Annotated in this window: 18 protein-coding genes; 2 read left to right on the forward strand and 16 right to left on the reverse strand. The window is 75.7% G+C overall.

The window, feature by feature from the left end; genetic code table 11:
- The first annotated feature begins 51 nt into the window (after positions 1-51).
- Positions 52-2,241, forward strand: a complete 2,190-nt coding sequence (locus tag MHY85_RS06050; RefSeq protein ID WP_239194181.1) for a RecQ family ATP-dependent DNA helicase — start codon at positions 52-54, stop codon at positions 2,239-2,241.
- Positions 2,242-2,365: 124 nt separating this feature from the next.
- On the opposite strand, the gene MHY85_RS06055 is transcribed toward MHY85_RS06050, so the two are convergent.
- The gene (locus tag MHY85_RS06055) at positions 2,366-3,040 is read right to left on the reverse strand and encodes an HAD family hydrolase (RefSeq protein ID WP_239194183.1); all 675 of its coding nucleotides are present in this window, start codon (positions 3,038-3,040) and stop codon (positions 2,366-2,368) included.
- A gap of 11 nt (positions 3,041-3,051) precedes the next feature.
- Positions 3,052-4,374, reverse strand: a complete 1,323-nt coding sequence (gene hisD / locus MHY85_RS06060; RefSeq protein WP_239194185.1) for a histidinol dehydrogenase — start codon at positions 4,372-4,374, stop codon at positions 3,052-3,054.
- Between the two features lie 64 nt (positions 4,375-4,438).
- Here hisD and MHY85_RS06065 point away from each other — a divergent pair, with 64 nt between their 5' ends.
- Positions 4,439-4,657: an RNA-binding S4 domain-containing protein gene (locus MHY85_RS06065; RefSeq protein WP_239194187.1), complete on the forward strand. Its 219-nt coding sequence runs from the start codon at positions 4,439-4,441 to the stop codon at positions 4,655-4,657.
- Positions 4,658-4,790: 133 nt separating this feature from the next.
- Here the strand turns inward: MHY85_RS06065 and MHY85_RS06070 are convergent, their stop codons facing one another.
- The 14 genes from MHY85_RS06070 to murD all read right to left on the reverse strand — a co-directional run bounded on the left by MHY85_RS06070 (position 4,791) and on the right by murD (position 22,660).
- Complete coding sequence (locus MHY85_RS06070) at positions 4,791-5,633, reverse strand: metalloregulator ArsR/SmtB family transcription factor (RefSeq protein ID WP_239194189.1); 843 nt, start codon at positions 5,631-5,633, stop codon at positions 4,791-4,793.
- Positions 5,634-5,801: 168 nt separating this feature from the next.
- A complete protein-coding gene (dnaE, locus tag MHY85_RS06075; protein WP_239194191.1) occupies positions 5,802-9,380 on the reverse strand; it encodes a DNA polymerase III subunit alpha in 3,579 nt (1,192 codons plus the stop codon).
- Positions 9,381-9,456: 76 nt separating this feature from the next.
- The gene (locus MHY85_RS06080; protein ID WP_239194193.1) at positions 9,457-10,392 is read right to left on the reverse strand and encodes an RluA family pseudouridine synthase; all 936 of its coding nucleotides are present in this window, start codon (positions 10,390-10,392) and stop codon (positions 9,457-9,459) included.
- Entirely contained in the window at positions 10,385-11,104 is a 720-nt protein-coding gene (locus MHY85_RS06085; RefSeq protein ID WP_239194195.1) for a signal peptidase II, read from the reverse strand. Before MHY85_RS06085 ends, MHY85_RS06080 begins: the two co-directional genes overlap by 8 nt.
- A gap of 95 nt (positions 11,105-11,199) precedes the next feature.
- Complete coding sequence (locus MHY85_RS06090) at positions 11,200-11,652, reverse strand: TraR/DksA family transcriptional regulator (protein WP_374233003.1); 453 nt, start codon at positions 11,650-11,652, stop codon at positions 11,200-11,202.
- A 124-nt stretch (positions 11,653-11,776) separates the two neighbouring features.
- Entirely contained in the window at positions 11,777-12,433 is a 657-nt protein-coding gene (locus tag MHY85_RS06095) for a DivIVA domain-containing protein (RefSeq protein ID WP_147793779.1), read from the reverse strand.
- A gap of 157 nt (positions 12,434-12,590) precedes the next feature.
- Positions 12,591-12,881: a YggT family protein gene (locus MHY85_RS06100; RefSeq protein WP_239194197.1), complete on the reverse strand. Its 291-nt coding sequence runs from the start codon at positions 12,879-12,881 to the stop codon at positions 12,591-12,593.
- Between the two features lie 24 nt (positions 12,882-12,905).
- Complete coding sequence (locus MHY85_RS06105) at positions 12,906-13,391, reverse strand: cell division protein SepF (RefSeq protein WP_147793781.1); 486 nt, start codon at positions 13,389-13,391, stop codon at positions 12,906-12,908.
- A 123-nt stretch (positions 13,392-13,514) separates the two neighbouring features.
- Positions 13,515-14,276: a peptidoglycan editing factor PgeF gene (pgeF, locus tag MHY85_RS06110; RefSeq protein WP_239194199.1), complete on the reverse strand. Its 762-nt coding sequence runs from the start codon at positions 14,274-14,276 to the stop codon at positions 13,515-13,517.
- A gap of 4 nt (positions 14,277-14,280) precedes the next feature.
- Complete coding sequence (gene ftsZ / locus MHY85_RS06115; protein ID WP_158373190.1) at positions 14,281-15,534, reverse strand: cell division protein FtsZ; 1,254 nt, start codon at positions 15,532-15,534, stop codon at positions 14,281-14,283.
- A gap of 141 nt (positions 15,535-15,675) precedes the next feature.
- On the reverse strand, positions 15,676-16,539 hold the full coding sequence (locus MHY85_RS06120) for an FtsQ-type POTRA domain-containing protein (RefSeq protein ID WP_239194201.1): 864 nt from the start codon (positions 16,537-16,539) through the stop codon (positions 15,676-15,678).
- Positions 16,540-16,781: 242 nt separating this feature from the next.
- Positions 16,782-19,859: a UDP-N-acetylmuramate--L-alanine ligase gene (gene murC / locus MHY85_RS21750; RefSeq protein ID WP_308191325.1), complete on the reverse strand. Its 3,078-nt coding sequence runs from the start codon at positions 19,857-19,859 to the stop codon at positions 16,782-16,784.
- A 105-nt stretch (positions 19,860-19,964) separates the two neighbouring features.
- Positions 19,965-21,197, reverse strand: coding sequence for a putative lipid II flippase FtsW (gene ftsW, locus MHY85_RS06135; RefSeq protein WP_239194203.1), 1,233 nt, complete (start codon positions 21,195-21,197; stop codon positions 19,965-19,967).
- Positions 21,198-21,208: 11 nt separating this feature from the next.
- Positions 21,209-22,660, reverse strand: a complete 1,452-nt coding sequence (gene murD, locus MHY85_RS06140) for a UDP-N-acetylmuramoyl-L-alanine--D-glutamate ligase (RefSeq protein WP_239194205.1) — start codon at positions 22,658-22,660, stop codon at positions 21,209-21,211.
- Position 22,661: the final 1 nt, after the last annotated feature.

Genomic DNA, 22,661 nt, shown 5'->3' on the forward strand with positions numbered 1-22,661 from the left:
GGTTGCCCCGGGGGCGCGTCGTGTCGGGGGCGGTGGCTAGGGTCGGGGGCGATGACTGACGTGGACCAGCAGACACCGACCGGGCCCGATGCGGCCGAGCGCGCCGCCCTGCGCGAGGAGGCGGAGGCGGTCCTGCGCCGGCTCGTGGGGCGGGACGACGCCCGCCTGCGGGACGACCAGTGGCGGGCGATCGACGCGCTGGTGAGCGACCACCGGCGGGCGCTCGTCGTGCAGCGGACCGGGTGGGGCAAGTCCGCCGTGTACTTCGTCGCGACCGCCCTGCTCCGGGCGCGGGGCGCCGGCCCGACCGTGCTGGTGTCGCCGCTGCTCGCCCTCATGCGCAACCAGGTGGCCTCGGCGCAGCGCGCGGGCGTCAAGGCGGCCACGCTGAACTCCGCGAACGTCACCGAGTGGGACGACGTGCACGCGCAGATCGCCGCGGGCGACGTCGACGTCCTGCTCGTCTCCCCCGAGCGGCTCACCCACCCGCAGTTCCGCGACGAGGTGCTGCCGCGGCTGGCCGCCGACGCCGGGCTCGTCGTCATCGACGAGGCGCACTGCATCTCCGACTGGGGCCACGACTTCCGCCCGGACTACCGCCGCATCCGGACCCTGCTGGGCGAGCTGCCCGCCGGCATCCCGGTCCTCGCCACGACCGCGACCGCGAACGCCCGGGTGACGGCCGACGTCGCCGAGCAGCTCGGCACCGCGGTGCGCGACGACGTCCTGGTGCTGCGCGGCCCCCTCGACCGGTCCAGCCTCGACCTGTCGGTCGTCCGCCTGCCCGACACGGCCGCGCAGCTGGCGTGGCTGGCGCAGAACCTGCCGGCGTTCGAGGGCTCCGGGATCATCTACTGCCTCACCATCGCGGCCGCCCAGCAGGTCACCGAGCACCTGCGCGCGGCCGGTCTCGACGTCCGCACGTACACCGGGCAGACGGACCCGGCCGAGCGGGAGGTCGCGGAGGCCGACCTGCTCGCGAACCGGGTCAAGGCGCTGGTCGCGACCTCCGCGCTGGGCATGGGGTTCGACAAGCCGGACCTGGGGTACGTGATCCACGTCGGGGCGCCGTCCTCCCCCATCGCCTACTACCAGCAGGTCGGCCGCGCCGGTCGCGCCGCGGAGGCGGTCGGCGGGCGCGCGGCGGCCGTGCTGCTGCCGGGCCGCGAGGACCGCGCCATCTGGGAGTGGTTCGCCTCGACGGCGTTCCCGCCCGAGGACGACGTGCGGGCCGCCCTGCGGGCGCTGCGCGAGGGCGGCACGCTGTCGACGGCGGCCCTGGAGACGCACGTGTCGCTGCGCCGGTCCCGGCTGGAGCAGATGCTCAAGGTCCTCGACGTGGACGGCGCGGTGCGCCGGGTGCGCGGAGGCTGGGAGGGCACCGGCGAGCCGTGGTCCTACGACGCCGAGCGGTACGACCGCGTCACCGCGACCCGCAAGGCCGAGCAGCAGCTCATGGTCGACTACGTCACCACCGACGGCTGCCGGATGGCGCACCTGCGGCGGGCGCTCGACGACCCGGAGCTCGCCGGGCCCGCGGGCGAGGCCTGGCGGTGCGGGCGGTGCGACCGGTGCACCGGGACCGCCGTGGGCGTCGCCCCGGACGCCGAGCACGTCGCGGGCGCGCAGGCGCTGCTCACCGCGGCCGGCGTCGCGGTCGACCCACGGCGGCAGTGGCCCACCGGCATGGCCACGCTGGGCCTCGACCTGCGGGGCCGCATCCCCGCGGAGGAGAACGCCGAGCCCGGGCGCGCCGTCGCGCGCCTCGACTCCGTCGGCTGGGGCGGGCTGCTGCGGGACCTGTTCGGCGGGGAGCCGGACCCGGCCGCAGGGCTGCCGCCCGCGCTGCGGGACCCGGTGCTCGCGACCCTGGACGCGTGGCGGCCGGAGCACCGGCCCGAGGGCGTCGTCGTGGTCCGGTCCGCCACCCGGCCAGCGCTCGTGGAGCACCTCGCCGCCGGCGTCGCCCGGCACCTCGGCGTCCCGCTGGTGGGCGCCGTCGCGCCCCGCCCGGACAGCCCGCCCACGCGGCACGACGTGAACTCGGCGCACCGGCTGGCGGGGGTCGCCCGCCGGCTGGAGCTCGACCTCGCGCCCGCCGCCGCGGCCGGGCTGCCCGGTCGCACGGTGCTGCTGGTCGACGACCGGACCGACTCGGGCTGGACGCTCACCGTCGCGGCGCGGCTGCTCCGGCAGGCGGGGGCGGCGGCGGTGCTGCCGTTCGTGCTGGGCGTGGGCTGACCAGCGCCGTCGCGCAGTGCCCCTGTGCGGCACGGGACTGCGGCGCACGGCACTGCACGGCGCGGGTGTCCAGCACCGGGCAGAGATGCCGGCCCGCGGGTGCGACCCGACCCTCGGCGGCGGATCAGCGCGGCAGCGCGAGGTCCAGCACGCGGTGCAGCCGGCACTCCTGCGGGGAGGTCAGCGGCGGCAGCACCAGCGCGGTCAGCCCCTGCTCGGCGGCCGCGCCGTCCCACGCCCCACGGTCGCCGACCATGAGGGCGTCGGCGGCGGGTACGCCCAGCGCGTCGAGCGCCGCCCGGAACACCCTCGGGTCCGGCTTGGCCGCGCCGACCTCGAACGACAGCACCCAGGCGCTCACCAGATCGGCGAGCGACCCGCCGCCGGGTGCCCGCTGAGCGGCGAACGCAGGGCGGAGGTCGACGTGGATGTCGCTCACCACCGCGAGCGCCACCCCCGCCGCCGAGAGCGCGGACAGCACCGGCGCCACGTCGTAGGCGAACGGCGCCGCGGCCACGTCGGACTCGACCGCGTACAGCGCAGCGGCAAGGTCGTCGTCGAGCCGCGCCGTCCGGAACCAGTGGTCGTGGGCGGCTCGGTGCCGCTCCACATCCGTGTCGACGTCCGGCGCGTCCACCAGCGAGCGGTCGCCGGCACGCAGCAGCGTGAGCACCGCCTCGACGTCGTCGGGCTCCGTCGGCCGTCCGACCCGCGCCAGCCCACCGCGGACCAGGTCGCGGTAGGTCGGCGCGGGCACCAGCGTCCCCCGGAAGTCCAGCAGGACCGCCCGGAACCCCACGACGTGTCGCGTCAGAACCGCGCGCGGACGGCCTCGCCGTGCGCGGGCAGCCCCTCGGCGTCGGCGAGCGCCACGATCCGGCCCGCGACCTCCCGCAGCGCGTCCGCGTCGTACTCCACCACCTGCACCGCGCGCACGAACGAGTGCACGCCCAGCCCGGAGGAGAAGTGCGCGCAGCCGCCGGTCGGCAGCACGTGGTTCGACCCGGCCATGTAGTCGCCGAGCGACACCGGAGAGTACGCGCCCACGAAGATCGCGCCCGCGCTGGTGACGCGCTCGGCGACCGCGGCGGCGTCGGCGGTCTGGATCTCGAGGTGCTCCGCGCCGTACGCGTTCACGACGTCGAGGCCGGCGTCGAGGTCGTCGACCAGCACGATCGCGGACTGCCGCCCGGACAGCGCCTGCGCGACCCGCTCGGCGTGCCGGGTGGACTGCACGCGGTGCACGAGCTTGGACTCGACGGCGCCGGCGAGCTCGATGGACGTCGTGACCAGCACCGACGCCGCCAGGGGGTCGTGCTCGGCCTGGGACACGAGGTCGGCCGCGACGTGGTCGGCGTCGGCGGTGCCGTCGGCGAGCACCGCGATCTCGGTCGGGCCGGCCTCCGCGTCGATCCCGACCGCGCCGCGGACCAGGCGCTTGGCCGCCGCGACGTAGACGTTGCCCGGGCCGGTGATGACGTCGACCGGCTCGCACAGCGTCTCGCCGTCGGAGGGCTCCGAGCCGGCCGCACCGTACGCGAGCATGCCGATCGCCTGGGCACCGCCGACCGCGTAGACCTCGTCGACGCCGAGCAGGGCGCAGGTCGCCAGCACCACCGGGTCGGGCAGGCCGCCGTTGTCCTGCTGCGGCGGGGAGGTGACGGCGAGCGAGCCCACGCCCGCCTCCTGCGCGGCGACGACGTTCATGATGACCGACGACGGGTAGACCGCCAGGCCACCGGGCACGTACAGGCCGACCCGGCGGACCGGGATCCACCGCTGCCGCACCTGCGCGCCCGGCGCCACCTGCACGGTGTGGTCGGCGGGCCGCTGCGCGGCGTGCACCTGACGCACCCGGCGGATGGTCTCCTCCAGCGCCGCCCGGACGTCGGGGTCCAGCACGGAGACCGAGGCCGCGATCGCGTCCGCCGGCACCCGCAGGTGCTCGGGCCGGACGCCGTCGAACCGCTCGGCGAGCTCGCGCAGGGCGGCGGCGCCGCGCGCGCGGACGTCCGCGAGGATCGGCTCGACGGCCGCGGCGGCGGACTCGACGTCCAGCTCGGGCCGCGGGAGCGTCTCGAGCAGCTCGCGACGGGACAGGGTGCGACCACGCAGGTCGATGCGGGAGATCACGCCCCGAGTCTATTCGCGCGGGCCGACGCGGGCCGCCCGCGTCCGCCCCTGGCAGGATGACCCGGTGACCATCGTGCCGATCTCCGACGACTCCATCCGCCTCGGGCAGTTCCTCAAGCTGGCCGGCCTGGCCGACTCGGGCGCCGACGCGCGCACGCTGCTCGACGAGGGCGAGGTCAAGGTCAACGGCGAGCCCGAGTCCCGCCGCGGCCGCCAGCTGCACAGGGGCGACGTGGTCGAGGTCGACGACCCCCGAGGGTCGAACTCCGCCGAGGTCGGCTGACCCGCGCCGCGCACCTCGCGCGCCCCGCGGCCGCGCACCTGGCACCGTCCCGTCGCCGAGACGGCAACTCTCGGCTCTGGCGACCCGTGCCCGCACAGTCGAGAGTTGCCATCTCGGCGAGAGGCGGGTCGGGTCAGCGTGGGGCGAGGGCGCGGTAGCGCGGGAGCAGGGCGGTGAAGCGCGCGTCCCAGTCGCGGGGCTCGGCACCGACGACGGCGTCCGCCAGCCGGTCCAGGGACGTGTGCCAGCCCGCGCCGTAGCCGATCGCCTGCGCGTCCTCGAGCCGGGTGTGCACCAGCAGCAGCACCGCGCCCTCCCCCGGCGCGCCCGCCTCCACGCGGATCTCGACCTCGCTCGGCTCCTCGCCGGGGAACCGCCACTCGACGGCGAACGACCGGGGCGGGTCGCACGACCGCACCACGCCCGTCGCGTTCTGGTCGGAGCCGGGCTCGTCGGCGCCCATCCGGAGCTCGTACGACCCGCCCGGCGTCAGGTCGCCGAGCACCGGCCCGAGCCAGCGCGCCAGCCGCTCCGGCGTCGTCACCGCGTCCCAGAGGTCCGCGGCGTCCGTGGGGTACGACCGGCGGAACGTCACCGACGCCTCGCCGCCCAGCCGCAACGCCCCGAGCGGGCTCGTCCCGGCGGCTCCCGGGCCCGCCCCGCCGCGCTCCCGGCGCCCGCGCGCGACCTCCGTGCCCAGCGCGTCGAGCCGCTGGTCCCAGAACCGCCGGACGCCGCCGACCCAGGCCTGCACGTCGTCGAGCGCCTCGGGCCGGACGGCGTACAGCCGCCGGGCTCCGTCGGGCTCGGCGGTGAGCAGCCCCGCCTCGCGCAGCACGCGCAGGTGCCGGGACGCGGCGGGCTGGCTGATGCCGAACTCGGCGCCGACCGCCGCGGCGAGCTCACCCGCGGGGCGCGACCCGTCGGCGAGCAGCTCCACGAGCCGCCGCCGCACCGGGTCCCCCAACGCGTCCATCACCTGCACACCACGTACGTTTCCACCCTGCGTTATATAACGCAAGGGTTAACAACGCCGAGTCTCCACGTCGCGTCTGCGTCGCGACGCCGCGCCACAGACGCGACGTGGAGACTCGGCGAACAGGCGAGCGCGAGCGAGCGCGGCCCGGGCCGCGCCGCGCGCGCGTCAGACCGGGACCGGGGTCGCCGTCTGGAGGCAGCCCGGGCCGAGGAGCGCCTTGAGGTCGCCGTACAGGGCGGGCGACCGCTCGACCCGCCAGCCGTCGCTCGGCACCACCAGCGACCGCCGGCCGTTGGCGCGCGCCACGCGCAGGTGCAGCTCCGTCATGCCGGGGTGGGTCTTCATCACCTCGAGCAGCCGGTCCACCACGGGCGGCGTCAGCCGCGCCTCGGACAGCGTCACCACGACGGGCGCGTCGGCCACGGCCGACAGGTCGGGCAGCGACACCTCCATCGCCTGCAGCTGCATCGCGTCGTCCCGGCGGCGCACCCGCCCGCGGACCACGATGACGGCGTCCTCGGCGAGCACGGTCGAGTAGGCCAGGTAGGTCTCGCCGAAGAACATGATCTCGACGGAGCCCTCCATGTCCTCCAGCGTCACGGCGGCCCACGGGTTGCCCTGCTTGGACATCTTGCGCTGCAGCGAGGTGATCAGGCCGGCCACGACGACGGTCGAGCCGTCGGGGCGCGCCTCGTCCGCGTTGAGCGTCGCGATCGAGACGTCGGCGGCGGCCGACAGCACGTGCTCCAGGCCCGACAGCGGGTGGTCGGAGACGTACAGGCCGAGCATCTCCCGCTCGAACTGCAGGCGCTGCTTCTTGTCCCAGTCCGGGACGTCCGGCACCTGGACCGAGAACCCGGGGCCGTCGTCGGTGCCGAGGTCGGCGAACAGGTCGAACTGGCCCTCCGCCTCCTTGCGCTTGACGCCGATGACCGACTCGACGGCCTGCTCGTGCACGAGCAGCAGGGCGCGGCGCGCGTGGCCGAGCGAGTCGAACGCGCCGGCCTTGATCAGCGACTCGATGGTCCGCTTGTTGCAGACGACGGCCGGCACCTTGTCGAGGAAGTCCGTGAACGACGTGAAGTCGCCCTTCTCCTCCCGGGTGCGGACGATCGCCTCGACCACGTTGGCGCCGACGTTGCGGACGGCGGTGAGGCCGAACCGGATGTCGTCGCCGACGGCGGTGAACAGCGCCGACGAGGAGTTGACGTCCGGCGGCAGGACGGTGATGCCCATGCGGCGGCACTCGCCGAGGTACAGCGCGGACTTGTCCTTGTCGTCGCCGACCGAGGTCAGCAGGCCCGCCATGTACTCGGTCGGGTAGTTCGCCTTGAGGAACGCGGTCCAGTAGGAGACGACGCCGTACCCGGCGGAGTGCGCCTTGTTGAAGGCGTAGCCGGCGAACGGGACGAGCGTGTCCCACACGGCCTGGATCGCGGGCTTGGAGTAGCCGCGCTCCTTCATGCCGGCCTCGAAGGGGACGAACTCCTTGTCGAGGATCTCCTTCTTCTTCTTGCCCATCGCGCGGCGCAGCAGGTCGGCCTGGCCGAGCGAGTAGCCGGCGAGCACCTGGGCGGCCTTCTGCACCTGCTCCTGGTACACGATGAGGCCGTAGGTGCCGTCGAGGACCTCCGCCAGGGGCTCCTCGAGCTCCGGGTGGATGGGCGTGATCGGCTGCAGGCCGTTCTTGCGCAGCGCGTAGTTCGTGTGCGAGTTCATGCCCATCGGGCCGGGCCGGTACAGGGCGATGACCGCGGAGATGTCCTCGAAGTTGTCGGGGCGCATCTGGCGCAGCAGGGACCGCATGGGGCCGCCGTCGAGCTGGAACACGCCGAGGGTGTCGCCCCGGGCGAGCAGCTCGTACGTCGGCTTGTCGTCGAGCTCGATGTCCTCGAGCTCGATCGGCGGTTTGCCGTTCATCGTGATGTTGCGCAGGGCGTCGTCGAGGATGGTCAGGTTCCGCAGCCCGAGGAAGTCCATCTTGATCAGGCCGAGGCCCTCGGACGTCGGGTAGTCGAACTGCGTGATGACCGCGCCGTCCTGCGGCCGCTTCATGATCGGGATGATGTCGATCAGCGGCTCGCTGGACATGATGACGCCGGCGGCGTGCACGCCCCACTGCCGCTTGAGGTTCTCCAGGCCGCGGGCGGTCTCGAGGACGCGCTGCGCCTCGGGGTCCGCGGCGACGACCTGGCGGAACTCCTCGGCCTCGGCGTAGCGGGGGTGCTCCGGGTCGTACATGCCGGACAGCGGGATGTCCTTGCCCATGACGGGCGGCGGCATCGCCTTGGTGAGCTTCTCCCCCATCGCGAACGGGAAGCCCAGCACGCGCGAGGAGTCCTTGAGGGCCTGCTTGGCCTTGATCGTGCCGTAGGTGACGATCTGCGCCACGCGGTCGTCGCCGTACTTGTCGGTGACGTACCGGATGACCTCGCCGCGCCGGCGCTCGTCGAAGTCGACGTCGACGTCGGGCCAGGACACCCGCTCGGGGTTGAGGAACCGCTCGAAGATGAGCCCGTGCCGCAGCGGGTCGAGCTCGGTGATGCCCATGGCGTACGAGGCCATCGACCCCGCGGCGGAGCCACGGCCGGGGCCGACGCGGATGCCCTGCTCGCGCGCCCACTTGATGAAGTCGGCGACCACGAGGAAGTAGCCGGAGAAGCCGAGCTGCACGATGACGCCGGTCTCGTACTCCGCCTGCTTGCGCACGTCGTCCGGGACGGACCCGTGGTACCGCCGCTGCAGGCCGCGCTCGACCTCCTTGATGAACCAGGAGTTCTCGTCCTCGCCGTCCGGGACGGGGAACCGCGGCATGTAGTTGGCGCCGGTCGGGAACTCGACCTCGCACCGCTCGGCGATGAGCACGGTGTTGTCGACCGCCTCGGGCAGCTCCGCCCAGGTGCGGCGCATCTCCGCCGCGGACTTCACGTAGTACCCGTCGCCGCCGAAGGCGAACCGGGAGCCGCCCTGGTCGTAGGTCGGCTCGTCGAGGGTGGAACCGGACTGCACGGCGAGCAGCACCTCGTGCGCGTGCGCGTCGTCCTTGGTCGTGTAGTGCAGGTCGTTGGTGGCGACGAGCGGCGCGCCGATCTGCTCGGCCAGGCGGATGAGGTCCTTGATGGTCCGGCGCTCGATCTCGAGCCCGTGGTCCATCACCTCGACGAAGAAGTTCTCCTTGCCGAAGATGTCCTGCAGCTCGCCCGCCGCGCGCACCGCCTCGTCCCAGTGGCCGAGCCGGAGCCGGGTCTGCACCTCGCTGGAGGGGCAGCCCGACGTGGCGATCAGCCCCTCGGAGTACGTCTGCAGCAGCTCGCGGTCCATGCGCGGCCACTTGCCCATCTGGCCGTCCAGGGACGCCAGCGACCCCATCCGGAACAGGTTGTGCATGCCCTCGGTGGTGCGCGACAGCAGCGTCATGTGCGTGTACGCACCGCGCGCGGAGACGTCGTCGGACGCCTGGTGCGCCTCGCCCCAGCGCACGCGCGTCTGGTCGAACCGGGACGTGCCCGGGGTGACGTACGCCTCGACGCCGATGATCGGCTTGATGCCGAGCTTGCGGGCCTGGGAGTAGAAGTCGAACGCGCCGAACAGGTACCCGTGGTCGGTGATCGCCATCGCCGTCTGGCCGAGGCGCTGGGCCTCCGCGAGCATCTCCCCGACCCGCGCCGCGCCGTCCAGCATCGAGTACTCGGAGTGGACGTGCAGGTGGACGAAGTCGGACCCGTTGCTGCCACCTGATGCCATGCGAGCCATCCTAGGTCGAGGCCCCGACACGCCGGCACCGCCCCGCCGCGGCCCGGCGGACGTCACACCGCGGGGTTCAGCGGTACCCGTCCCGCAGCGTCTCCAGCGCGTGCGACAGGTCCGCCGGGTACTCGCTCGTGACCTCCAGGTGCCGCCCGTCGGCGGGGTGGGCGAAGCCCAGCCGGACCGCGTGCAGCCACTGCCGGGTCAGCCCGACGCGCTGCGCGAGGGCCGGGTCCGCGCCGTAGGTGAGGTCCCCGACCAGCGGGTGCCGCAGCGCCTGGAAGTGCACCCGGATCTGGTGGGTGCGGCCGGTCTCGAGGTGCACCTCGCACAGCGACGCGGCGGGCAGCATCTCGAGCACCTCGTAGTGCGTCACCGACGGCTTGCCCTCGGCCGTCACCGCGAACTTCCAGTCCTGGCTGGGGTGCCGCCCGATCGGGGCGTCGATCGTCCCCGTGGTGGGCTCCGGGTGGCCCTGGGCGAGCGCGTGGTAGACCTTGTCGACCGTGCGCTCCTTGAAGGCGCGCTTGAGCACCGTGTACGCGTGCTCGCTCTTGGCGACGACCATGAGGCCCGAGGTGCCGACGTCCAGCCGGTGCACGACGCCCTGGCGCTCGGCGGCGCCCGACGTCGAGATCCGGTAGCCACGGGCCGCCAGCACGCCGACGACGGTCGGGCCGGTCCAGCCCGGCGACGGGTGGGCCGCGACGCCGACGGGCTTGTCGACCACGACGACGTCGTCGTCCTCGTAGGCCACGCGCAGCCCGGGCACGTCGTCCTCGGTCGGCACCGTGGACACCTCGGCGACCGCCGGCAGCTCGACCTCGAGCCACGCGTCCCCGGGCAGCCGGGCCGACTTGCCCACCGCGACGCCGTCGACGCGCACGTGGCCGGCCTCGGCGAGCTCCGCCGCGCGGGTGCGGGAGAGCCCGAGCATGCGGGACAGCGCCGCGTCGACGCGCTCGCCGGCCAGGGCGTCCGGGACGGGCAGGGTGCGGACGTCAGCCATCGGCGCGCCCGCTCCCGGCCGCGTCGCCGGCCGCGTCACCGGCCCCGTCGGTCGCGGCGTCCTCCGCCGCCGGCTCCTCGCGGCGCTCGCGCGTCCCGTCGAGCCGCACGCCCATGAGGGACAGCAGCATGAGCAGGCCCGCGGCGGCCACGATCGCGATGTCCGCGACGTTCCCGACGAACAGGTCGCCGTACGCGATGAAGTCCACGACGTGCCCCACGAAGACGCCCGGCTCGCGGATCAGGCGGTCGACCAGGTTGCCGAGCGCGCCGCCGAGCAGCAGGCCCAGCGCGATCGTCCAGCCCGTCGACCCGAGCCGCCGGGACACCCGGACGATCACCACGACGACGGTGATGGCCACGACCGTCAGCAGCCAGGTCGTGCCGGTGGCCAGCCCGAGCGCGGCGCCCGGGTTGAACAGCAGCTGCAGGCCGAGCAGGTCGCCGAGCACGGGGTGCCGGACGCCCTCGTCCAGGCCGGCGAGCGCCCAGGCCTTGGTCGCCTGGTCGAGCACCAGCGTCACCGCGGCGAGGGCGACCAGCGTGGCGACGAGGCGCCGACGGCGCGCCGGCGCGACGACCACGGGGGTCGAGGCGGGCGCCTGGGGCGCACCGGCCCCGGGCGCGGCGGGGTGGGACGCGGGCGGCACGGGGGCGGCGGACGCGGCGTCGCGGCGCGCGTCGTCGGCCGCGGGGCCGGAGGTGGCGGACATCGCGCAGGAGTCTACGGGCGCACGGGGCCCCGGACGCACGACGGCCCCCCGGCGTCGCGCCGGGGGGCCGTCGTCACGCGGTCGATCGCGAGGCGTCAGCGGCGCTCCTCGCGCTGCTTGCACGACACGCACAGGGTCGCCCGCGGGAACGCCTGCACGCGCGCCTTGCCGATCGCCTCGCCGCAGGAGTCGCAGCGGCCGAACGTGCCGGCGTCGATGCGGGCCAGGGCGCGCGTGGTCTGCTCGAGCATGTCCCGGGTGTTGTTCACCAGCGTGAGCTCGTGCTCGCGCTCGAGCGCGCTGGAGCCGGAGTCCGCCTGGTCGTCGCCCGCGCCGTCACCCGAGTTGCGGAGCAGGTTCGACAGCTCCTCGTCGGCGGCGGCGAGCTCGGAGGTCAGGCGGTCGATCTCGCTGATCAGCTCGGTGGCGACCTCCTGCACCTCCTGCTCGGTCCAGGGCTCCTCACCGGCGCGGACCGGGAACCGGGTGGCCGCGTCCGTCAGGTCGGGCAGCGGTCGGGCAGCGGGCGCGTCGAGCGAGTCGTTGATGGCCACGTCGGGTCCTCTTTCCTCAGATGAGTCCGCAGAGACTAATCGCCCGTGACCTGGACGCACAACACACCACGCCCGAGAGCCGGGCGTGGTGTGTCGTGGGTGACGAGCGTGCGATCCGTCAGACGGACGGGGTGGCACCCTGGGCGCCGCGCTGCGGGAGCGCGCTCGCCCGGTTGTCGAGGTCGCCGAGCAGGTTCTCGAGGTAGCTCTTGAGGCGGGTGCGGTAGTCGCGCTCGAAGACGCGCAGCTCGTCGATCTTCCGCTCGAGGATCGACCGCTCCTGCTCCAGCTCCGAGAGCGTGCGGGCCGAGGTCTCCTCCGCCTCGCGGACGATGCGCTGGGCCTGGCCCTTCGCCTCGTTGACGATGCGGTCGCCCTCCTCCTGGCCGCTGCGCACGTAGTCGTCGTGCAGCTTCTGGGCGAGGGCGAGCATGCCGGTGGCCGACTCGGGCTCGCTCTGCCGCTGCGGCGCGACCGGCGCGGTGGCGACCGGGGCCGGCGCCGGGGCGGCGGCCGGGACCGGGGCGGGCGCGGGCTTCTCGGCCTCCGGCTTCGGCGCCTGGGCGGCCTGCGCCCCCTGGCGGCTCAGCTCGGCGATCCGGCGCTCGGCCGCGGCGAGCTTGGACTTGAGGTCCTCGTTCTCGCTCTGGGTCTCCCGGAGGGTGTTCACGACCTCGTCGAGGAAGTCGTCGACCTCGTCCTGGTCGTACCCCTCGCGGAACTTCGTCGCCTGGAACTTCTTGTTCAGGACGTCGTCTGCTGTCAGCAGTGCCATCGTCGTCACCTCTTCGGTCGTACTGGGTCGAGCCGGTGGCAGTCCGCCGACCACCTCGGGCCACCGTAGCGGACATTCCGGTTTGTGCACGCGACCCGGTCGGCGGGGCGCGGGCGGGTGCCGGCCGCCGGGCCGGCGAGCTGCGCGCGGGTGCGCGTCATGCGGCGAGCGCCCCCAGCAGCGAGAGCAGGAACGAGCAGCCGAGCATGAGCACGAGGAACGCCAGGTCGAGGCGCACCGAGCCCAGGGTCAGCGGCGGGATGAGCCGCCGCAGGGCGCGCAGCGGCGGGTCGGTCACGGAGTACGTGATCTCCGCGACGACGAGCGCCGCGCCGCGCGGGCGCCACTCCCGCGCGAAGTACTGCACCCAGTCGAGGACGAGGCGCACGAGCAGGACCAGGATGAAGGCCAGGACGACGATCTGCAGCAGGCCGAGGACGAGGGTCACGCGTCCCAGTCTCCCCGATCCCCGTCAGCTCTGGTTGAAGAAGCCGGCGCGGGAGCCCTCGGGGGCGCGCCCGTCGCCGGTGATCTCCACCGACTGCGGCGACAGCAGGAAGACCTTGTTGGTCACCCGCTCGATCGCGCCGTGCAGGCCGAAGATCAGGCCGGCCGCGAAGTCCACCAGGCGCTTGGCGTCGGCGTCGTCCATGTCGGACAGGTTCATGATCACCGGGGTGTTCTCGCGGAACGCCTCGCCGATCTTGCGCGCGTCGTTGTACGAGCGCGGGTGGATCGTGGTGATCCGCCGCACCTCGCCGTCGTGCCGCGGCGCGGGGGCGGCGGCGGCGACGGGTCGCTCCGGCGCCGGCTCGCGGCGCAGCGGCGTGACCTCGGCCTCGTAGTCCTGTCCCACCGTCGCCTCCGGCTCGTCGTACTCGTCGACGTACTGGTCGTGCTCGCCCCGGTCGTCGGCAAGCCCGAGGTACAGCATGGTCTTGCGCAGCGCTCCGGCCATCGCGATCACTCCATCCCCGAATTGCTCACATCTCCTGCGCCGTCACGCTAGCAATGCGCCTGGATGCGGCCGGGTTCCGACACGCGGCGTGTCGCCGTGTCGTGGACAGGATTTCCGGACATATCAGTCGCCCGGCATTTCCGCGAGCGCGACGACCCCCGCGAACCGCCCCGTGGTCGTCCCGGCGTGCTGAGCGCGCCGGTGCGAGTAGAACCGGTCGTCCGCGTCGGTGCACCACCCGGTGAGCCGCACGTCGCCCACCCCCGCGGCGCGCAGGACCGTCGCGACGCCGCCCGGCAGGTCGAGCCCGGGCGTGCCGGCGTCCGTCGTGCAGGCGGTGCCCGGCACCGCGGCGTCGACCTCGTCGCGCATCGCGGCCGGCACCTCGTACCGGGCGCCGCTGATCGCGGGGCCGACGACGGCGCGCACGCGGGCCGGGTCGGCGCCGCGGGCGACCATCGTCGCGAGCGCGGCCTGTACGACCCCGGCGACCAGCCCGCGCCGCCCGGCGTGCACCGCTCCGACGACGCGGGCGACCGGGTCGGCCAGGAGCACGGGCACGCAGTCGGCGACCAGCACGCCGACCGCGGTGCCGGGGACGGCGGACACCAGTGCGTCGGCCTCCCCCACGGTGTCGGCCGCGGCGTCGCCGGGACCCCGCACCAGGTGCACGTCCGCGCCGTGCACCTGGGTGGCCCACGCCACGGGCGCACCGGCCCAGGCCGCGACGCGCGCACGGTTCTCCCGCACGTGCGCCGGGTCGTCGCCGACCAGCAGCCCCAGGTCCAGCTCCGCCCACGGCGGCTCGCTCACGCCGCCCGCGCGGGTGGTGAACCCCGCGCGGACGCCCGGGCCGAGGTCGACCCCGAGGACCGGCAGCGCCATGGGGCTACTTGAGGAAGTCGGGCACGTCCAGGTCGTCCTCCTTGCGGCGGGCGACCTCCTCCTCGAAGATCCGCGGGACCTCGAGCTGGCTGGTGCCCGCGGCCTGGTCCGGGGTGAGGAACGCCGGGACCTCGGCGGCCTGGCGGCGCTCCTCGTCCGGGCCCACGGGACGCGGCGGGACGGCGGCGTGCGCCGCGGTCGTCGTCGGCACGGCGGCGGCCGGCGGGATCGAGGCGGGGACCTGCGGCGCGGCCTGGCCGCCGCCCGCGCTCACCTGGCCGAGCCCGCGGGCGTCGCGGCGGACCACCGGGGCACCGCCGTCGAAGCCGGCGGCGATGACGGTCACGCGCACCTCGTCGCCGAGGGCGTCGTCGATGACCGCGCCGAAGATGATGTTGGCCTCGGGGTGCGCGGCCTCCTGCACCAGTCGGGCGGCCTCGTTGATCTCGAACAGGCCGAGGTCGGAGCCGCCCTGGATGGACAGCAGCACGCCGTGCGCGCCGTCGATGCTGGCCTCGAGCAGCGGCGAGGAGATCGCCAGCTCGGCCGCCTGCACCGCGCGGTCCTCCCCGCGGGCCGAGCCGATGCCCATGAGGGCCGACCCCGCCCCCTGCATCACGGACTTCACGTCCGCGAAGTCCAGGTTGATCAGGCCCGGGGTCGTGATGAGGTCGGTGATGCCCTGGACACCGGAGAGCAGCACCTGGTCCGCGGAGCGGAACGCGTCGAGCACCGACACCGAGCGGTCGGAGATCGACAGCAGGCGGTCGTTCGGGATCACGATGAGGGTGTCGACCTCGGCGCGCAGCGCCTCGATGCCGGAGTCCGCCTGCACCGTGCGGCGGCGGCCCTCGAAGGTGAACGGGCGCGTCACCACGCCGATGGTCAGCGCGCCGAGCGAGCGGGCGATGCGGGCCACGACGGGCGCGCCGCCGGTGCCGGTGCCGCCGCCCTCGCCCGCGGTCACGAAGACCATGTCGGCGCCGCGCAGGACGTCCTCGATCTCCTCCGCGTGGTCCTCGGCGGCCTTCTTGCCGACCTCGGGGTCGGCGCCGGCGCCGAGGCCGCGGGTCAGCTCGCGGCCGACGTCGAGCTTCACGTCGGCGTCCGACATGAGCAGGGCCTGCGCATCGGTGTTGATGGCGATGAACTCGACACCCTTGAGGCCGACCTCGATCATGCGGTTCACGGCGTTCACGCCGCCACCACCGATGCCGACGACCTTGATGACCGCCAGGTAGTTCTGCGGAGCTGCCACGGTGGGTGCCTCTCGTCTCGCGATGTCGACGAACCTTCACCCTCAAGTTGAGGGTTATAGTTATGTCAGTTCTGTCTAGGTGTGACGGTATGTGGCGTGCGGGGGTCGTTCAACGACCGGTGCGCGCGTGTCGGGGCGGGATCACCCGACGACCGGCATCGTCGGCGCGGTCACGTCGTACCGCGCGGAGCCCGCCGTCTCGGGCGCCGCGCGCAGGGCCTGCAGGACCGCCACCTTCAGCGCCGAGTCCTGCGCGCTCCCCCACTCCACGGTCGCCCCGTCCCGCAGGGTGAACCGCACGGTGTCCTGGGTGCCGGCGGACACCTGCCCGATGGCCGCGAGCAGGTCCTCGGGGAGCGCCTCGAGCACGCCGAGCGCCGCGGACAGGATCCGCGCGTCCCCCACCGGCACCTCGACGACCGGCAGGCCCTCCGGCGGGACGTCGGACCGGCCGACCTTCACGCCGTCCTGGTCCACCAGGGCGTAGCCCGCCCCGGACGCGTCGTCGCCCTCGGCGTGCTGGGCGACGTCGGCGGCCTCGGGCACCGCGGCGACCGGCTCGCGGGACACGAGCTGCACGGCGAGGCCGTGCGGCCAGTCCCGGGTGACCGTCGCGTCCCGGACGCCGGGGACGTCGAGCAGCCGCTGGCGCAGCGCGGCGGTGTCCAGCCGGGTCAGCGGGGTACCTCCCTCGTCGTCGACGACGGCCCGCACCTGGTCGACGGCCACCACGGTCCCGGCCCCCGCGACCCGCACCTGCTCGGTGTCGAGCGCGAACGCCGGCGACAGCAGCATCAGCCACGCGAGCGCCGCGACCACGACCACGGAGCCGGCGGCGATGAGGATCTGCCGCCAGGCCAGACGGCGGCGGGCGCGGGCGCGCTCGGCGAACCGCGCGGCCGAGCCCTGGCTGACCACCGGCGGACGGACGGGGAACGCGCCGGTGCGCGGCGCGAGCGCGGTGGAGCCGGAGGTGCGGCGGCCGACCGCGGCGGGCGCCGACACGGGGGTCTCCGCCGTGCGCGCGGGACCGCCGGTCCCGGCCGGCCGGGGTGCCGCGGGCCGCGGGGCCGCGGGACGGCCGTCCGCGCGCGGGGTCGCGGCGCGGCCGGCCGAGGGCACCGCCGCGGTGGGGGCCGTGGCGCCGTCGACGTCCGCGGTCGCCCCGGCCGCCGGCCGGCGCGCGGGAGCGGGCCGGGGCGCCGCGGGACGTGGCGGCTGCGGCGGGCGGGGGCGCTGCGGGGGCGTCACGCCTGCTCCGCCTCCGGGGCGTCGTCGTGCACGGCCGCGGCGCCGGCCTCCGCGGCACCGGCCTCCGCGGCACCGGCCTCCGCGCCACCGGGCGCGGGCGCACCGGCGGCCGCCAGCGCCGCCAGCACCTCGGCCCCGAGCTCGGTCACGTCCCCGGCCCCCACGGTCAGCACCAGGTCGCCGGGCGCGGCGGCGGCCGCGACCGCCCGCGCCGCCGCGTGCCGGTCCGCCACGAACCGCGCGCGGCCCGGCGTGGGCACGCGCTGCACGATCGTGTCGCCGGACACCTCGGGGTCCGGGTCCTCGCGCGCGGCGTACACGTCGGTCACCACGACGGTGTCCGCCAGGTCGAGCGCCGCGCCGAACTCCGCGGCGAACGTGCGGGTCCGCGAGTACAGGTGGGGCTGGAACAGCACGTGCACCGCGCCGTCCCCGGCGACGCCGCGCGCGGTCCGCAGCAGCGCGGCGACCTCGGTGGGGTGGTGGGCGTAGTCGTCGACCACGCGCACGCCGGCGGCCGTGCCGCGGTCCTCGAACCGGCGGCCGGTCCCGCGGAACTCCCCGAGCCCGCCGGCGACCGCGGCCGGGTCGGCGCCCACGGCCCAGGCCGCGAGGTACGCGGCCGCCGCGTTCGCGGCGTTGTGCTCCCCGGGCACGGCCAGGGCGAGGTCGGCGCCCGGCACCTCGGCCGACCGGGAGGTCAGGGTCGTGCGCCAGGTTCCCCCCGCGGCGACGACGGGGCCGACGACGAGGTCGGGGCCCAGCTCGCCGATCGAGGCGTCCGTGCCGTAGGTCAGTACGCGCACGCCGCGCCGGGTCAGCCGCTCGCCGACCTCGGACACGAGGCGCGCGGCGCCCGGGTCGTCCAGACACGCGACCAGCGCGCCGCCGTCCAGCACCCGGTCCGCGAACGCGGCGAACGCCGCCTCGAACGCCTCGGTGGTGCCGTAGTGGTCCAGGTGGTCGGGCTCGACGTTGGTGACGACCGCCACCGCGGGCGCGTAGGCCAGGAACGAGCCGTCGGACTCGTCGGCCTCGGCGACGAACGCCTCCCCGGCGCCGGTCCGGAACCCGGGGGTGGCCCCCTCGGGCGTGAGCACCGTGCCGCCGATGGCGTACGACGGGTCGAGCACGTCGTCCTCGCGGCCGGCCGCGGCCAGCGCCGTGGCGACCATCGCGGAGGTCGTGGTCTTGCCGTGCGCGCCGGCGACCGCGATGCCGATGCGGCCCGCCATGAGCGCGGCCAGCGCCTCGGAGCGGTGCAGCACCGGCAGCCCGCGCTCGCGCGCCCGGGCGAGCTCGGGGTTGGACTCGCGGATCGCGCTCGACAGGACGACCGAGTCGACGTCCTCGACGTGCGCGGCGTCGTGGCCCACGTGCACGGTGACGCCGGCGGCGCGCAGGCCGTCCAGGGCCGGGCCGTCCTTGGCGTCGGAACCGGACACCGTCAGGCCGCGCGCGGCCAGCAGGCCGGCGACCGCGGACATGCCGGCGCCGCCGACGCCGACGAGGTGCACCCGGCCCAGGTCGGCGAGCGCGCCGGCGGGCGCGGGCCGGTCGCCCGCGTCCGGGCGCGGTGCGTCCGGCTCGACCGCGGGGGTGGCGACCGTCAGGGGCGGCGCGGCGACGCCGGCGGACCCGGTCGCGCCGCCGTCGGGCGCGTCCGTGCCGTCGGGCGCGTCCGTGCCGTCGGGCGCGTCCGTGCCGTCGGCGGCGTCCTCGGCGGGCTCACCACCCGGGACGTCGGCCGCCGCCGCGACCCGCTCCTCCGCGGCCCGCTCGGCCTCGGCCCGCTCGGCGGCGAGCCGGTCCTGCTCGGCCCGCTCCGCGCGCTCGGCCTCCTGCGCCGCCGCCCGCTCGGCCGCCGCCCGCTCCGCCTCGGCACGCTCGGCGGCGAGCCGCTCGCCCTCGGCGATCGCGTCCTCGACGAGGTCCGCGACCCGGCCGGCCGCGTCCGGCACGCCGACGCGGGCGGCCGCCTCGCCCATCTCCCGGCGCCGGTCGGCGGCCTCGGGCGCGAGCAGCGGCAGCAGGTTCGCCGCGATCCACTCCCCCGTCAGCGCCTCGTCCGCCACCAGCACGCCGCCGCCCTCGGCGACGACCGGCTGCGCGTTGAGCCGCTGCTCGCCGTTGCCGACCGGCAGCGGCACGTAGACGGCGGGGATGCCGAGGGCCGCGAGCTCGCTCACGGTCCCCGCCCCGGACCGGCAGAGCACCAGGTCGGCCACGGCCAGCGCCTGCTCCATCTCCGCCAGGTACTCGCGCACGTGGTACCGCTCGGCGCCGGGCACCCCGCGGACGGCGGACCGCACCTCCTCCGCCTTGCCGGTGCCGGTGAGGTGCAGCACCTCGGCGCCGGTGGCGAGGATCGCGCGCGCCTGCGCCGCCACGGCGCGGTTCACGGAGAGCGCGCCGAGCGAGCCGCCGGTGACCAGCAGCGCGACCCGATCGGGGTCGAAGCCGAGCTCGGCGGCGGCCCGGCGCCGGGTGCCGCCCGCGTCCGTGGCGCGCGCGGCCAGCAGGTCGACGATCTCGGGGCGCAGCGGCAGGCCGGTCACCTGCGCGCGCGGCAGCCGGGTCCCCGGGAAGGTGACCGCGACCGCGGCGGCGCGGCGGGCGCCCAGCCGGTTCGCCAGCCCCGCCCGGGCGTTCTGCTCGTGCACGACGACCGGCACGCCGCGGGACCGCGCGGCCAGGTACGCGGGCGTGGACACGTAGCCGCCGAAGCCGACGACCGCGGCCGCGCCGATCTCGTCGATCGCGGCACCCGCGGCGTCCACGGCCTCGCGCAGCAGCCGCGGCAGCCGGACCCAGTCGAGCGTCGGCCGCCGGGGCAGCGGGACCTTCGGCACCACGAACATCTCGAGCCCGCGCTCCGGCACCAGCCGCGCCTCCAGGCCCTCCGCGGTGCCGAGCGCCGCGACCCGCAGCTCGGGGTCGCGGGCGCGCAGCTCCTCCGCCACCGCGAGCAGGGGGTTCACGTGCCCGGCCGTGCCCCCGCCGGCGAGCAGGACCGCGCGCGGACGGGGCTCGGCGCCCTCCGCCGGGCCGGTGGGGGCGTCGGGTGCGGTCACGGGGTCCTCCGGGGTCACGGGCAGGCGGGTCGGGCGCGGCGGGTGGCCGCTCAGGTCGGGGTGGGGCGCGCGCGGCGCCGGGTCACGGCGGCGCGACGGCGGCGGTCAGGCACGGGTCCGGCCGATCACGGCGAGGGACCTGCGGACCACGCTCGGCCGCGCGGCGAGCGCCTCCGCGGCGCCGGGCTCGGTGCGCGCGAACGAGATGACGACGCCGAGCGCGACCAGCGTGGTGATCAGCGCCGAGCCGCCCGCCGACACCAGCGGCAGCGGCACGCCGATGACGGGCAGCAGGCCGACGACCACGCCCATGTTCACCAGCGCCTGGCCGATGATCCACGCCGCGACGCCGCCGGTGACGATCTGGGCGAACGGGTCGCGGTGCCGGGCGATCACCCGGATCATCGCGAACGCCAGCACGCCGAACAGCGCGAGCACGAGCAGGGTGCCGATCAGGCCGAGCTCCTCGCCGATGATCGCGAAGATGAAGTCGTTGTGCGCCTCGGGCAGGTAGGACCACTTCTCGCGGCTCTGGCCGAGGCCGAGGCCGAACCAGCCGCCCGTGGCCAGGGCCTGCAGGCCGTGCTTCGTCTGGTAGCAGCCCGCTGTGGGGTCGCACGTGCCGCTGAAGAAGTTGAGGATCCGGTCGACCCGGTTCCGGCTGCCGATCGCCAGGGCGGCCACCACCACGGCCGCGAGCACGCCCGCGCCGGCGAAGATCCGCATCGGCACCCCGGCGACGAACAGGGCGCCGGCCACCAGGACGATCATGATCATCGCCGTCCCGAGGTCGTGCCCGAGCAGCACCAGGCCGATCGCGCCGCCCGCGATGGGGACCGCCGGGATCGCCGCGTGCTTCCAGTCGTCGAACATCGGCTGCTTGCGGACCAGGATCATCCCGAGCCAGACGACCAGCGCGAGCTTGAGCGCCTCGGACGGCTGCGCGGAGAACCCGGGCAGGTAGATCCACCCCTGGTTGCCGCCCTTGCTCCGGCCCAGCGGGGAGAACACCAGCAGCTGGCCGACCACGCCCAGGCCGAGCAGCGGCCACGCGAGCCGCTTGTAGGTGGCGGGCTTGATCCGCGACGCCACCCACATGAGCGGCAGGCCGATCAGGGCGTACTGCGCCTGCCCGATGAACACCGTGTACGGCGACTTCTCCGAGGCCAGCGAGTCCACCGACGACGACGACAGCACCATGACCAGCCCGAGGACGAGCAGCACCATGGTGGCGCCGACGAGCAGGTAGTAGCTCGTGACGGCGCTGTTCCACTGCCCGAGCCGCGAGGGCCGCGGCGCGGCGGCGCGGGGTGCCGGGGCGTCGGTCGTCTGGGCCATCGGCGCCGGGGTCACCCCCTCGGGTGCAGGGCGCGCACCTCGGCGGCGAACGCCTCGCCGCGCGCGGCGTACGAGGCGAACTGGTCCATCGAGGCGGACGCGGGTGCGAGCAGGACCGTGGTGCCGGCCGCGCCGCGGGTGTCCGCCAGGCGGCGGGCCTCGGTCACGGCGCGGGACATCACGGTCCCAGTGTCACCGGGATCCACGCGGACGACGGGGACCTGCGGCGCGTGTCGGGCGAGCGCGTCCGCGAGCGGCGTGGGGTCCTCGCCGATGAGCACCACGGCGTGCAGCCGGTCCGCGCGGCGGGCGACCAGGTCGTCGAACGTGGCGCCCTTGGCGAGCCCGCCGGCGATCCACACGACGCTGCCCTCGGCGAAGGAGGCGAGCGAGGCGGCGGCGGCGTGCGCGTTGGTGGCCTTGGAGTCGTCGACGTAGCGGACGCCGTCGACCTCGGCGACGGTGGCGATCCGGTGGGCCCCCGGGGCGTAGGCGCGCAGACCCTCCCCCACGGCCTCGGGCGGGACGCCGTGCGCGAGCGCGAGGGCCGCGGCCGCGAGGGCGTTCTGCACGACGTGCGGCGCGAGGCCGTCCGGGCCGGCGAGGTGGGCCAGGTCGTCGAACGTCGCGAGCTCGGCCGCGTGCGTGTGCCGGAGGGTCGCGAAGCCGCGGTCGACGAGCATCCGGTCGACGAGGCCGACCTGCCCGACCCCGGGCGACCCGAGGGTGAACCCGACCGCGACCGCGCCGTCGGCCACCTCGGCCTCGCGGACCAGGTCCTCGGTCGTCCGGTCGGCGGCGTTGTAGACGCAGGCGACCTCGACCCCGGAGTAGATCCGCCCCTTGTCGGCGGCGTACGCGTCCAGGGAGCCGTGCCAGTCCAGGTGGTCCGCGGCGACGTTGAGCACGACCGCCGCCTGCGCGGCCATCGACTCGGTGTGGTGCAGCTGGAACGACGACAGCTCGACCGCGAGCACGTCGAGCGACGGGTCCGTGGCGGCCAGCACCACCGGCGTGCCGACGTTGCCGACCGCGGCGGTGCGCCGGCCGGCCGCGCGCAGCACCGAGGCCAGCATCTCGACCGTCGTGGTCTTGCCGTTGGTCCCCGTCACGGCGAGCCACGGCGCGGGGCCGTCCCCGGAGTCCCGGTCGACGCGCAGGCGCCAGGCCAGCTCGACCTCGCTCCACACCGGCACGCCGGCCGCGCGGGCGGCGGCGAGCAGCGGGTGCGCGGGCGGCCAGCCGGGCGACGCCACGACGACGTCGACGCCGTCGAGGCCGCCGCCGGCGAGGAACGCGGCCACGTCGGAGGCGTCGGCGTCCGGGGCCCGGTCGTCGACTGTGGTCACGCGAGCCCCGAGGCCGGCCAGCACGTCGCGCGCGGCCCGCCCGGACACGCCGAGCCCCGCGACGACGACCCGCGCCCGGCCCAGCCCCTCGGCCCCTGTCAGGTCGGCAGCCACG

This window comes from Cellulomonas sp. ACRRI, assembly GCF_022346185.1.
Lineage (GTDB): Bacteria > Actinomycetota > Actinomycetes > Actinomycetales > Cellulomonadaceae > Cellulomonas.

Coding starts and splice junctions, on each gene's coding strand:
- MHY85_RS06050 (WP_239194181.1), top strand. CDS start 52: ATGACTGACGTGGACCAGCAGACACCGACCGGGCCCGATGCGGCCGAG.
- MHY85_RS06070 (WP_239194189.1), bottom strand. CDS start 5,633: ATGGACGCGTTGGGGGACCCGGTGCGGCGGCGGCTCGTGGAGCTGCTC.
- dnaE (WP_239194191.1), bottom strand. CDS start 9,380: ATGGCATCAGGTGGCAGCAACGGGTCCGACTTCGTCCACCTGCACGTC.
- MHY85_RS06080 (WP_239194193.1), bottom strand. CDS start 10,392: ATGGCTGACGTCCGCACCCTGCCCGTCCCGGACGCCCTGGCCGGCGAG.
- MHY85_RS06085 (WP_239194195.1), bottom strand. CDS start 11,104: ATGTCCGCCACCTCCGGCCCCGCGGCCGACGACGCGCGCCGCGACGCC.
- MHY85_RS06095 (WP_147793779.1), bottom strand. CDS start 12,433: ATGGCACTGCTGACAGCAGACGACGTCCTGAACAAGAAGTTCCAGGCG.
- MHY85_RS06105 (WP_147793781.1), bottom strand. CDS start 13,391: ATGGCCGGAGCGCTGCGCAAGACCATGCTGTACCTCGGGCTTGCCGAC.
- pgeF (WP_239194199.1), bottom strand. CDS start 14,276: ATGGCGCTGCCGGTCCTCGGGGTCGACCTCGGCCCGGGCGTCCGCGCG.
- ftsW (WP_239194203.1), bottom strand. CDS start 21,197: ATGGCCCAGACGACCGACGCCCCGGCACCCCGCGCCGCCGCGCCGCGG.